This window comes from Methylomonas sp. MS20 (assembly GCF_050275925.1).
GTDB classification, from domain to species: domain Bacteria; phylum Pseudomonadota; class Gammaproteobacteria; order Methylococcales; family Methylomonadaceae; genus Methylomonas; species Methylomonas koyamae_A.
In genome coordinates, this window is record NZ_CP189962.1 from 5,239,446 (window position 1) to 5,250,699 (window position 11,254).

Below are 11,254 nucleotides of genomic sequence, written 5' to 3' on the forward strand. Positions count from 1 at the left end.
TGCCGTTCGCTAGCCGGGTTAGACGACGCGAAACGGGCGGTTAGCCTTTAACACCGGCTAGCGTTACACTTCAGCTCGGCTATAACTATGGCCGCGGAGTGCCTTGGTAGTTTTTTCAGCCGATAGGGGGAGAACATGAGTAACTCTTTAAAATTTAATTTGGACGACCACATACTGGCCGAATTGGTCGAAGTCTGGTACGCCAAAATGCGCGACGATTTCCGCATTAACCGTTATTTTTACGACCGACCAATCGCCGACCAGATCGCGTCGTTGAAGAACCTGATGCGCGCATTGCTGGCAAACCAGACCGTCGATCCGGCGACCTTGTCCAGACTAGCGGACGAGGCGTTTACCGCGGCCTTTGCCCGAGGCAACGCCAAACCGAGTTTGGTCAACAATCGCGATTTCGCGTTTCTCGGCGCGCTGATGAACGGCAATATCGTCGGCGACGACGACGGCACGCCGCGCTTGACCTTGCTTTGTCCGGCGCATTCTCACTTTCTGCGATTGCAGCCGGTGGACGACGTTTACGACGTGGCTTTGGAGCTACTGCAAGCAACGCTGGAGCAATTGAAAATCGCCGATGAGACGGCCGTGCGCCTGATCAATTTCGTCGCGCTGGGCAAAAAGTCGCTGATGGGCAGAGGCGAGCCGATTTTTGACGACGAAGAACATTCCAGCCGTTTCAGTACCCATGGCTAAGCTAAGCCTTTAATACGGCGGCGCTATCCTCGGCAAACTTCAACCTTGAAGATGTTTTAGCCGCGAACCGCATCTCGATAGCCTGCCGGGTTAAGCCGGTTAGGCGAACGCGGCCCGCGTTTTTATCATCCGCGTTGGATTAGTTCACGAAGCGCGTTCCAGCAAGGCGTTGCGTGCTTCGGTAATACGAATGAATTGTTCGTGGCTGCCGCCGACATCGGGATGGGTCTTTTGGGCGAGCCGGCGAAACGCGGCTTTAATTTGCGCGGCCTCCAGCACACCTTCGAGCGGCAGGTTCAGGGTCTCCCGATGCCGCTGGTCACCGAGCGTACGGTCCTGCCCCGGATATCGAAAACGGCTCTGATTGTGACGGGCCTGGTACTCGTACAGTCTTTCCTGAGCCGCGCGGCGCAGCTTTAACGATTCCCGGCGCAACGCCACTTGATCCTCCCGCCATTTTTGCCGGGACATTACCGTACAGGCTTCGAAGTCTATCCAGCCGTTGGCCTCCAACCAGTCAAGATCAAACGGACCGACCATGTCGTACGGTTCCTCCAGCCAAGCGCTCTTACCCAGCGGACCGGCTTCGACTTGGCCGATGGTCACGGTATCCACGATGCCGAGCGAGCCATTCCAAATCACCCAAAGTTCTTCTTCCTCCGGCCACGGATTTTGATGCATGGTCTTTACCTGATTGGCGAATTAACAAGAATGTTTCGGTAAAGCTGCAAGATAAATACCAAGCCGATTGACCCTCGCTGGATGCCCGCCAAACCTGGCTTGACGGCGTTTTAACGCCAATTCGCCGGTTTCGGCATTCCGTACTTAGCCGCCTATCCGGCACCGAAATGCCGACAGACTGTGGGTTTTGAAACAAGCCGGTTGCCGAGGCAAACGGCTGGAGCGAATTCCTGGCGTCGGCACCGCTTAGCCGGCAGCGCAATCGGCGAATTCGGTCGTACGTCAAAGAACTCGCCGCATAAGACTCGGAACCGAGTTTACGGCGCTACTGATTATTCGGCGGATTACCGTTGGTGTCCTCCGCTTTCCCTTAATAATAAATCGCCAGACGGGAGTCATTCGAATGGGATTTTAGGATTACGTGCACAGCGGCAAATATACGTCGGTTATTTTTACAGTAGTTTTTTTAAGGAAGTTTTATTTAGGAAAAATTCTTTATAAAACAGCCGCCTGCAAGTCAGGCATCAACCGGATTTATTATTGCTTGCCAATTGCCGGTGAAATCCAAAATCGGCTTGATCCGCGAAAAGTTATTCCCACAGTTATTTAAGGAGAAAATCATGCGCCACGCTAATTGGTTAATCTTGGCATTATCCATTCCATGTCTGTCAAACACCGCGCTCGCGGCCTCGGCCTCCGCCGGCGCGTCGCTAGACTGGAGTACGTTTTCGGTTTCCACGATCAGTCTGGGCGCCGGCACGCCGATGCTGACCTGGATAGACAGCAGTTATTCGGCCAGTACCTCGGCCATCACCTCCGGGCCGGATCTTTCACAAACCGATTTTGTGCCTGACTGGGGGACCGGTTCGCTATCGAGCGCCGGTGACTCATCGACTCAGGCATGGGCTGAAATCGCCGCGGACGCCATTTCGGCCAACGCCAGCGACGTGAACCCGACCGGCGGCAGCAGCGCGACCGCCTCGGCGATTCGGCACGGCGAATTCACCGTGTCCGGCAACGGCTTGATTCTGTTTTCGGTCGGGTATTCGATAGCCATCGATTTTTACCCGGATGGCTACTCACCGAGCTCTAACGCGACCGCCAGCGCCACCTTGGGCGCCGCTAAAGCCACCGCATCCAGCAACAGCAACCATCTCGCCTACGAGTTACTGTTCCCGGCGTCCCCGAGTGGCCTTGCGCATTCCGAACGAAAAACCGGTACGCTCTACCTGCCGGTCGTGGTTGCCGACGGCGAGACCTACAGTTTTTACGCCCAAGCGGCTAGCAGCGCGGCAATCGCCGGTTCAACCAACGTCCCCAGCGTACCTTTGCCCGCCGCGGTATGGCCCTTTGTTTCCGGCTTGATCGGCTTGGCCGGTGCTTCGCTAAGCCGACGTCGCATCGCGTAAATCGATTGGATTACCGGAGCGCCTAACCTGTGTCGTTGGACGCTACGATCCCGGCGAGCCGGGTTATTCCGCTCCTGCCTTGGAAGTCCACCTGTACAACATGGATCGAAGAGGCTGAATGGAATATCCCAACGCCATCGTAAGCTTTACGTGTGGATAGCCATCGAACGGTGCCGGACTGCTCCGGCACTACTTGAAAACCGACGCTGTTGATTGGCGGACTACCTTGATGCCGACCGCGCTTACCCGCAATGCGTCGGCAAATAGCTGATAATGCCGAACACCGCGCCTTGCGGGTCTTGCAACATACTGAAGCGGCCCAGCTTGGGAATATCCTGCGGCGGCACGCACACGCTGGCACCCAGTGCGGTAGCCCGCGCCACGGTGGCGTCGACATCGTTCACGGTGATGTAACTCCCCCAATGCGGCGGCATGCCGGCCGCGCCGGGCGGAATGGCCATCATCCCGGCCACCGGTTCGCCGTCGAGCTTGGCAACCGAATAATCGACGCCGGGCGGTGCGTTCGGCGCCGGCTCCAGCGTCCAGTCGAACAAGTTGGCATAAAAGTCTTTCGCGGCTGCCGGATCGGTGGTTAACAATTCGCACCAGCTAAATGTGCCGTGACGTAACGTGGGATTGCTCATATTGGATTCCTGGATGATGTTTGAAAAAAGGAGGCTGAATCTGCCTGAGCCGGAAAAATTCGGCACTGATAAATTCTAGCGACAAAACTAACCCGCATTAGCAACTTTTCATGTAAGCCACCAATTGTTCGAAGGCCTTGCCCCAACCGTCCTCGAAACCCATCGCGGCGTGCTGATCGCGGCCGGCGACATCGGCGTGCAACACCGTGGCTTTGTAGAGCGTGCCTTGCGGGTGATCGCTGAGCTCGATAATGCCGGTCATCGCAAAGTCGCCGCAGGCCGCAGGCTCATCCCCGGCGCTGAACCGTTTCGGCCGAAAGCCGGGCAACAACGCATTGGTCCAAACCAAGCGGCGGTTTTCGACGATGTCCAAATAAGTACCGAGATGCGGAAATTCCTCGCCCTCCGGCGAGCGCATCGTGGTCCGAAACGCGCCGCCGGGCTTTAAATCGATTTCGCAGGCCACGGTTTTCCACGGCAGCGGGCAAAACCAGGGCAGCACATGCGCGGGCACGGTCCACGCTTGCCAGATTTTGTCCTTAGGAAGGTCGGTGATGCGTTCGAATGTCAGGTCGAGTCGCGGATCTAAATCGGTCATCGGGTTTCTCCCATTAAAAATATTAAAAAGCGAGGCACGCCGGCCGAACCCGGTTGGCGTGCCCTCAGTGACCGGCGGCGAGCGCTTCAAGCATCCGCGGCGGCGCGCTCCAGCGTGGCGATGTCGATTTTGCTCATCGTCAGCATGGCCTGCATGACTCTGGCGGCTTTGCCCGGGTCGGGGTCGCTAAGCAAGCGGCCGAGCGCGGTTGGCGCGATTTGCCAAGGTACGCCGAACCGGTCGGTCAACCAACCGCATTGGCCGGGCTGACCTTCCGCCGACAGTTTTTCCCAGTAGTCATCGACTTCCTGTTGGGATTCGCAGTTAATGACGAAGGAGATCGCCTGATTGAACGAGAACATCGGCCCGCCGTTCAACGCGACGAAAGCCAGACCGTTCAGCTCGAAGCTGGCGGTCATCAGCGTACCTTCCGGCAACGGCGCCCCGGCAGGGTAGCGGTTGACATTCAGCACCCTGGCCTCTGCAAACACGGACAAGTAGAAATTCATCGCCTGTTCGGCTTGATCGTCGAACCATAAAAACGGTGTGATCGTAGCCATCGTCGTTTCACTCACAATCGCCGTGGCCGGCGAACATCGCGTCCATGCGCGACTGGAATTCGCTAGCCTCGACGTCTTCGACGTGGGTCGCCAACATCCACTGATGGCCAAACGGATCGATCAGCACGCCCATCCGGTCGCCCCAGAACTGATCGGCCGGCGGCATGGCCGGGACGGCGCCGGCCGCGACGGCCTGGGCGAAGCTGGCATCGACATCGTCAACGTACAAATGCAGCTTGACCGCCGTACCGCCCAATTTCGTTGGAGACGTCGAACCGGCGTTCGGATATTCGTCGGAAATCATAAAATGCGAGACGCCGATCGTAAACTCGGCATGGCCGATTTTGCCGCCCGGCATCGTCAGCCGCATGAATTCCAGCGCGCCGAAGGCTTGTTGGTAAAACGTCAACGCCGCCGCGGCGTCTTCGACGGTCAGATAGGGCGTGACGCTTTGGTAACCGTCGGGAATGGGGTTGACTGGCTTGCTCATCGTATGACTCCTGGTTGGGATAAAAGGGTTTGCGTTGACTAGTCGAACCCGCTTGACGGAAATCGACAACACCCGGAAAAAATTTGCGAACGGCTCGTGTCCGACCTGTAAGCCAGGCTGGCGCTCCAAGGCTTGACAAGTCGGTGGGTTGCGGCCACTTTTCGATATCGAGATGCACTTTACGCCATACTCTAACGCGACTGCTATCTCGCCCGGTAATTTAACGATGGAAACCCTAATGACGGTGACGCGCTTGTTGGAAAGTTATTACGCCTACGGACTCAGCGACCCCGGTCTGGCGCGGGCGGCGAACGAGGATGCGATCTCGATAAATGCCGCCGCCGGCTTGTGCTTGCTGGCCGACGGCATGGGCGGGCACGGTCAGGGCGATGTCGCCAGCCGGCAAGTGATCGCCAGCGTCAACGATTTGATCGGCCGCTATTTGCCGGCCGCCGCCGAGCCATTCGCGCCGAGCTGGTTCGAACGTTGGTTCAAGCGCCGCGACGGACCGGATCGGGATAGCCTGGAACGGCAACTGGATTTGCTGGCGGACATAATTAGGGAAGCCAATCGGACCTTATATCGCGACAATCAGGCCCGAGGCGCGGCGGAGGGCTGCGGGATAGGCACCACTCTGGTCGGTTGCCGGTTGGCGCGCGGGTCGGCGAAAATGCAGGTTTTTCACGTCGGCGATAGCCGCTTGTATCGGCTGCGCGGCAACGCGTTGCAAGCATTGACCAAGGACCACTCGCTGTACCGGCAGTGGCAGGACACCGGCCGGACCGGCGAGGCGCCGCCCGCCAACCGACTTTATCAGGCCATCGGCCCCAAGCCGGCGATAGTCCCGGATGTGCAGCTGGTGGAGTTTGCCGCCGGCGACAGCTTCCTGCTGTGTTCCGACGGTCTGACCGGCATGCTGGAGGACGGCGAAATCGCGGACCTATTGGGCGGATTAACCCCCGACAATCTGCCGGCCAAGGCCGGTGCGTTGATCGATGCCGCCAACGCCAACGGCGGAACCGACAACATCTCAGTAATTTTGCTGTGCCAATGAGTCGGCGTCATTGCTCGACGAACTTCAACAACACCTGTTTGATCGCGATATTGTCGTCGTTGCTCAAGCGGACCTGATGCCCGACCGCCCGGCCATTCAACCGGATGTGCTTTTTGACGACCGGGGTCAAATAATAATGGTCGCCGAGGCGGATGATTTCGGCGATCAACTTGGGCGTAAACCAGCCGCCCACCCGAACGTTGCACTGCGTCCCCTTGCCGATCGAATAATAATCCCGGTTTAACAGCAGTTTGTTGATGTTGCGGGCCTCGCCGCGCATCAACAGCGCGTAATCGCCGGTTCTCGGCGCATTGCCGGCCGGACCGGACGCGGAATTCACCAGCAAGGTTCGGTCGAAATCGTCGGCTTGCGTCTGGCCAATACCGCTGTTGGCGGCGTTGGGTTGGGCCACGAATTTTAATTCGTGCTTGCCCAAGGTGATGACGTCGCCGAATTGAAGTCGTTGCCGGCCTTCGATCTTTTTTCCGTTCAAATAAGTGCCGTTGGTGCTGTTCATATCCTCCAACCACCAGGCGTCGCCTTGTTTGGAGATCGCGGCATGCACCAGCGAAACGCCCTTATTGCCAATCGAAACGTGGTTATAGCTGGCCCGGCCGATGCTGCAAGCCTGATCGCCGATTTCGACCACGTTTTGCAGCGAGCTGTTAAAGTAAATCTCGACAAAACTCATGCCTTCGACTCCTCGGATTGAATGACGCAAACGTCACAAGTATTGGCCGGAGTCGCGGAAAAGTCAGTTTTTATTTGTATTGCCTAATGCTTTGTTTCTGGCGAGCAGACACTATTGGTGCATGGCCCCCTAATTCAGCTTCTCCAGCAAGGCGGGCTTGATTTGATCCAGCCAATCCAGAATACGGCTCTTGGTCATTTCTGGTTGGGTATGGTGGTCCAACACCAACCCGACAAATTTACCGTTGACCACGGAGTTGGAATGGGTGAATTGATAGCCCTCCGTGCTCCAGGCACCGACCACTTCGGCACCGTAGCCCGCGACGTAGTGATACAAATGAATCAGGGAACCGGCAAAGCGGGCATAGTACTTTTGCTGATTGCCCAGGCCGAATAGCGCGACACGCTTGCCGGACAGATCGACCTCATCCAAACGGTATAAAAACTCTTCCCAGTTGCCTTCCTCGCTGCCGGTGGTCCGGCCGGGGATTTCGCCGACGCCATAACTCGGCATGCCTAAGATCAAGGCCTTATAGCCGAGCAATTGCCCGACCGTTGCCCGATTAACGTTGACCGGCTCGCTGGCAATCTCATCGCCCAGCACACGGTACATCACTTGCGCCATCATCTCCGTCATGCCTTTTTCGGTCCCGTAGAAAATTCCAATCTTGTTCATCTTCAAACCCCAATTAGCTGTCTACGTTCAGCAAAGCAAAATTTAAACCAGCCTCGGTCTTGGAAGGCTAGTCGCGCCCGCCGGAGACGTTTAAGCCCGGAGATCTTTTAGAATCAAGCGATTGGCGGAACCGGCGGCCGCTATATCTAAAGCGTCGATTTCCGCTAAGCAAGTGCTGCATGAGGCGATTGCTGGTCATTTTGACAACAATCGATCCGACAGCGGGCTCCGTTTGCGACAAACTTTCGAGAAATAACCGCATTCAAAGACTCGGAAGCAGAGGAACCATAGGAAAATCTAGTGTTCATCGTGTTCCGTCCGGCGGTAAACTATCCGCCCCCGACACCGAGCTCCGGCGTTCAGAGTATCCCCGGAGCAAGCCGCGCATGCCGCCATGACCAATAACGCAATCCTGTACTCCAGTGCCGAACTTCCCGAAAACACTCGCTTCGACGTGTGGCGGGAAACCTTTGCCAAGGAAATGGCCGGATTCGACATGCGGCATTGCGACGTCCGTCCGTTCTATACCAAGGCAAGTTTTCGCGCACTGGGCGCGGTGAGCTTGGCTACTAACCTCAGCACCGCGATGCTTTTCGATAGAAACCAACAAAATATCGCGCACGACGGATTGGATGGCTTCGCGTTGCCGCTCTGCGTGAACGGAAAACTGGAAATAAGCCAAGGTAAGACCCGAATGTCGATGCACAAGGACAGAGCGGCTTTAGTGGATTTCGGTCGGGCTTTGAACGGCGGTTTGGCACCCACTGCGCCCGGAGAGCATCAATTCCAAATGAGTTTGTGCCTACCGCGCGGCGAATTTTTGCATCGAGTCCCGAAAGCGGAATGCCTGACCATGCAACCCTTCGAAAACAAGGAAGCGCTATCGTTGTTGATCAATTATCTTCGGATGCTTGACCGACAAGAATTGGAACCGAGCGCCGACCTCGATCGATTGGTCGGCGAACACGTGTTAGACCTAGCGGCCTTTTTATGCGGTAGCTGTAGCAATGATGATGCGGCTTCGGGCGGCGTTCGAGCGGCCCGCAAAGCGGCCTTGACGGACTATATCGAAAAACATTTTCGGCAACCCGGCTTGTCGGTGGCCGATATTGCTACCGCCTTGAAAATATCCAAACGCTATTTATATGCCTTACTCAACGAAAACAATGAAAGCGTCACTCAAATTCTCAATCGTCTCCGATTGGAATGTGCCGCGAGAATGTTAACTTCGCCTATTTATCGCCAGCTGAGTATAACCGATATTGCGCTGCACTCAGGATTTAACGATGTTTCCTATTTTTACCGTCAATTTCGTCGCCGATTCGGCGAGACGCCAAACGATTTTCGATCTCGGACTCAGGCGACGCCAAGCAAATCAATCGATAAACCCCGATAAATTTAATAGGCTTTGCTGATAAAATCTTCGTTGAATTGAAATAATGGATCAATATCTACGCGATATTGAACATCCACCATTCAGCTTTACCTGATTCCGAGGAAAGGCTGACAGGATAGTTTAAATCGCATCCAATTTCAATTGAAAAATTGCAATATTATCGAGTTATTTTCCGGCGCCATAACTCTCAAAACGTTCGAACGCCATAGCTACATGAACTTCGATGTAGCGTTGGAAAGCGACATCGATTATTTTGCGTATGTGAATAGTGAAATACTCGCTATCGCCATAACAATAGCACTCGAATTTTAAATTCGCCAAAAGTATTGGTCGCGGTTAAACTTCCGGCACAGTGCTGTGATAGCTTACGAACTCAAGGCAATACTCGCTAGTCTCCCTTTCGTCTGGCGGCTCCCATAATCGGTTGGCCAGATCGAAAACCTCGTCGCTGACGACCATGAAAAAGGTGGCGCCTCTCTCGACATTTCGCTGTTGCACTCGCCGGCGTCGGATGTTTTCCGGCGTACTCAGTACAAACACCCGTAAATCAAAGCCGTTTTCGATAACGCGCCGATAAAACGCCTGCCGGTCGGCGCGCTGGATCAAACCTAACTCCAACACAACGTCGATGCCGGAAGCCAATAAGGCGCCAGCGTGCTTCCAAATCAGATTCAATACTCGGTCTTTCCGTTCGAGATACCAGGTTACAACTTCCGCGTCCGGTCTATCCGGACCGAACAGCAACGCGAACCATTCGTCCAGCGCAATATAAATACCATTCGTTTCGGCGGCCAGCAATTTGGAATATGTCGATTTCCCCGCGCCGATAGGACCCTCGATTAAATATACCTTTGCCATTTTGGCTTAAACAAGTGTTTGAGTCATCGGAATTTTATCGCCTTGGCCCGCCGTTTCACGCAATTGGTAGTTGTCCTCCAGTGTCGGATAACTATCCGACTGCGAAGTCAATTGACTGTGTTCCGATGTAAATTGTCCGGGTAGTAAAGAATTATTTCGATAAATCGGCGTAATATTCGAAAACCCTTGCGAGAAAATGATCGTATTGTCGGCTTGATTGGATTCCTCGAGCAAGCCAATATTGCTATTGGAAAAAATGCCGATTTGCTGATTTTGAAAATGATTATGGTGAATGGAAACGCCTCTAGCCGATTCGACATAAATACATTGATTAATGACATTTCCCGGCGAGCTCGCCGACTCGTCGTTGCTGTTTGCGGTATTTTTATGCAGTTTGGTCAGGAATGCATTATTGGCGATTTCGACCCCGGTCACTTCCGGACTGGCGGCGCTATACCGGGAAACTAAAATTCCGCGCGTGGCGGAGGCCAGCGAATCGCCATTGAGCGTCCCCAAATGGTCGCGGGTATACAAGAAGGTATTGTTCAGGATTTTACTCATGGCGCTGCCGAACACGACCACTGCGGCGTCTTGATGCCAGCCTGCTCGATTGGTGGCGCAATTGTGACAAGCGTTGTTGGTAAATAACAAGCCGTAATGATCGGCGTCGCCCGCCTGATCGCCGCCGTATACCAACGCCGCGCCGCAATCCAAAAAATGATTGGCGTCGATGATCGAATTGAAGACGTTATCGTGGCTGCCGCTGATCTTAATCGCCGCCTGACGAATGTTTTTAAAAGTGCAAGCCTGCCACTTACAATGACTGCGACCGGCCCATGCGTAACAAGCGGCACTGGAACCCAGCGGTCCGATTCGGTCATAGGCGGTATCGGTCGGCAATTCCCACACACAGCCAGAAAATGTGGTGCCAGGCCCCGGAATGGTTGCGTTCCTGGCACCGAACGAATAGCAATTTTCCAAAACCGTACCGAAATCGCCGGGCGCGGCATCCTGCATAAACAACGCACCGCCGTAAAAATTTTGGCAATGGGAGATTCTCGCATTGCCGCACCCGTGTAAATAAATGCCGGCGCCAATATTTTCCTCGACGACGAAATTCGTCGAATCGCCCGTAGTGCTTAATCCTACGACTTTGAGCCGCGCGCAGTTTTTAAAGTACAACGCACTACGGGCCGCTTGATTGCCGATGACGGTCTCGTTGCCGACCCGGCTAGTGTCGGCGGAATAGGCGGAATAATCCAACAGACTACCGGGCTCGGCGATGACGGTTAAATCGTCTATTCCTTCGATGACCAGCGGTGCGGTCAAGGGGTATCGGCCCGCCGGAATATACACCACCGGTCCGGCCGCTTTACTCGCTTCGGCAAACAAATGCACCAATACCGACGGGCTGGCCTGCTTGTAAATGGTATTGGCCTGGTTAGCGGTTTTAGATAAAGAAAAATAAGGGGTTATTAACATTAGCGGGACCT

Annotated in this window: 13 protein-coding genes; 4 read left to right on the top strand and 9 right to left on the bottom strand. The window is 55.0% G+C overall.

All coding sequences use genetic code 11. The features are described from left to right. Positions 1-135 precede the first annotated feature (135 nt). On the top strand, positions 136-705 hold the full coding sequence (locus ACQE3D_RS23355; RefSeq protein WP_313730282.1) for a hypothetical protein: 570 nt from the start codon (positions 136-138) through the stop codon (positions 703-705). Positions 706-849: 144 nt separating this feature from the next. Here the strand turns inward: ACQE3D_RS23355 and ACQE3D_RS23360 are convergent, their stop codons facing one another. Next, complete coding sequence (locus tag ACQE3D_RS23360; protein WP_064023886.1) at positions 850-1,386, bottom strand: J domain-containing protein; 537 nt, start codon at positions 1,384-1,386, stop codon at positions 850-852. A gap of 620 nt (positions 1,387-2,006) precedes the next feature. Between ACQE3D_RS23360 and ACQE3D_RS23365 the strand changes: the two genes are divergently transcribed. Further along, entirely contained in the window at positions 2,007-2,795 is a 789-nt protein-coding gene (locus ACQE3D_RS23365) for a hypothetical protein (RefSeq protein WP_313730281.1), read from the top strand. A 242-nt stretch (positions 2,796-3,037) separates the two neighbouring features. Here ACQE3D_RS23365 and ACQE3D_RS23370 read toward each other — a convergent pair whose 3' ends face one another. The 4 genes from ACQE3D_RS23370 to ACQE3D_RS23385 form a co-directional block, all read right to left on the bottom strand. Continuing rightward, positions 3,038-3,439: a VOC family protein gene (locus ACQE3D_RS23370; protein ID WP_064023888.1), complete on the bottom strand. Its 402-nt coding sequence runs from the start codon at positions 3,437-3,439 to the stop codon at positions 3,038-3,040. Between the two features lie 97 nt (positions 3,440-3,536). Next, positions 3,537-4,037 (bottom strand): SRPBCC family protein, encoded by a 501-nt coding sequence (locus ACQE3D_RS23375; protein WP_071159185.1) that lies wholly within the window; start codon positions 4,035-4,037, stop codon positions 3,537-3,539. Between the two features lie 86 nt (positions 4,038-4,123). Next, complete coding sequence (locus ACQE3D_RS23380) at positions 4,124-4,597, bottom strand: VOC family protein (protein WP_313730280.1); 474 nt, start codon at positions 4,595-4,597, stop codon at positions 4,124-4,126. 7 nt (positions 4,598-4,604) lie between these two features. Continuing rightward, positions 4,605-5,087 carry a VOC family protein gene (locus ACQE3D_RS23385; protein ID WP_313730279.1) on the bottom strand — a complete coding sequence of 161 codons (483 nt, stop codon included), beginning with the start codon at positions 5,085-5,087 and terminating at the stop codon, positions 4,605-4,607. 226 nt (positions 5,088-5,313) lie between these two features. Here ACQE3D_RS23385 and ACQE3D_RS23390 point away from each other — a divergent pair, with 226 nt between their 5' ends. Beyond that, on the top strand, positions 5,314-6,141 hold the full coding sequence (locus ACQE3D_RS23390; protein WP_313730278.1) for a PP2C family protein-serine/threonine phosphatase: 828 nt from the start codon (positions 5,314-5,316) through the stop codon (positions 6,139-6,141). A 7-nt stretch (positions 6,142-6,148) separates the two neighbouring features. On the opposite strand, the gene ACQE3D_RS23395 is transcribed toward ACQE3D_RS23390, so the two are convergent. Both ACQE3D_RS23395 and ACQE3D_RS23400 read right to left on the bottom strand, forming a co-directional pair. Then, on the bottom strand, positions 6,149-6,832 hold the full coding sequence (locus tag ACQE3D_RS23395) for an FHA domain-containing protein (protein WP_313730277.1): 684 nt from the start codon (positions 6,830-6,832) through the stop codon (positions 6,149-6,151). A gap of 129 nt (positions 6,833-6,961) precedes the next feature. Then, entirely contained in the window at positions 6,962-7,507 is a 546-nt protein-coding gene (locus ACQE3D_RS23400) for a flavodoxin (RefSeq protein WP_064023894.1), read from the bottom strand. A gap of 394 nt (positions 7,508-7,901) precedes the next feature. Between ACQE3D_RS23400 and ACQE3D_RS23405 the strand changes: the two genes are divergently transcribed. Beyond that, positions 7,902-8,903, top strand: a complete 1,002-nt coding sequence (locus ACQE3D_RS23405; RefSeq protein ID WP_313730276.1) for a helix-turn-helix domain-containing protein — start codon at positions 7,902-7,904, stop codon at positions 8,901-8,903. Positions 8,904-9,239: 336 nt separating this feature from the next. Here ACQE3D_RS23405 and ACQE3D_RS23410 read toward each other — a convergent pair whose 3' ends face one another. Both ACQE3D_RS23410 and ACQE3D_RS23415 read right to left on the bottom strand, forming a co-directional pair. Then, positions 9,240-9,761: an AAA family ATPase gene (locus ACQE3D_RS23410; protein WP_313730275.1), complete on the bottom strand. Its 522-nt coding sequence runs from the start codon at positions 9,759-9,761 to the stop codon at positions 9,240-9,242. A gap of 6 nt (positions 9,762-9,767) precedes the next feature. Next, on the bottom strand, positions 9,768-11,243 hold the full coding sequence (locus ACQE3D_RS23415; RefSeq protein ID WP_313730274.1) for a hypothetical protein: 1,476 nt from the start codon (positions 11,241-11,243) through the stop codon (positions 9,768-9,770). Positions 11,244-11,254: the final 11 nt, after the last annotated feature.

Bases quoted from the DNA above. Each gene is read 5' to 3' on its own strand.
- ACQE3D_RS23355 (WP_313730282.1), top strand. From the start codon at position 136: ATGAGTAACTCTTTAAAATTTAATTTGGACGACCACATACTGGCCGAA.
- ACQE3D_RS23395 (WP_313730277.1), bottom strand. From the start codon at position 6,832: ATGAGTTTTGTCGAGATTTACTTTAACAGCTCGCTGCAAAACGTGGTC.
- ACQE3D_RS23370 (WP_064023888.1), bottom strand. From the start codon at position 3,439: ATGAGCAATCCCACGTTACGTCACGGCACATTTAGCTGGTGCGAATTG.
- ACQE3D_RS23385 (WP_313730279.1), bottom strand. From the start codon at position 5,087: ATGAGCAAGCCAGTCAACCCCATTCCCGACGGTTACCAAAGCGTCACG.
- ACQE3D_RS23390 (WP_313730278.1), top strand. From the start codon at position 5,314: ATGGAAACCCTAATGACGGTGACGCGCTTGTTGGAAAGTTATTACGCC.
- ACQE3D_RS23415 (WP_313730274.1), bottom strand. From the start codon at position 11,243: ATGTTAATAACCCCTTATTTTTCTTTATCTAAAACCGCTAACCAGGCC.
- ACQE3D_RS23400 (WP_064023894.1), bottom strand. From the start codon at position 7,507: ATGAACAAGATTGGAATTTTCTACGGGACCGAAAAAGGCATGACGGAG.
- ACQE3D_RS23380 (WP_313730280.1), bottom strand. From the start codon at position 4,597: ATGGCTACGATCACACCGTTTTTATGGTTCGACGATCAAGCCGAACAG.
- ACQE3D_RS23405 (WP_313730276.1), top strand. From the start codon at position 7,902: ATGACCAATAACGCAATCCTGTACTCCAGTGCCGAACTTCCCGAAAAC.
- ACQE3D_RS23375 (WP_071159185.1), bottom strand. From the start codon at position 4,037: ATGACCGATTTAGATCCGCGACTCGACCTGACATTCGAACGCATCACC.
- ACQE3D_RS23365 (WP_313730281.1), top strand. From the start codon at position 2,007: ATGCGCCACGCTAATTGGTTAATCTTGGCATTATCCATTCCATGTCTG.
- ACQE3D_RS23410 (WP_313730275.1), bottom strand. From the start codon at position 9,761: ATGGCAAAGGTATATTTAATCGAGGGTCCTATCGGCGCGGGGAAATCG.
- ACQE3D_RS23360 (WP_064023886.1), bottom strand. From the start codon at position 1,386: ATGCATCAAAATCCGTGGCCGGAGGAAGAAGAACTTTGGGTGATTTGG.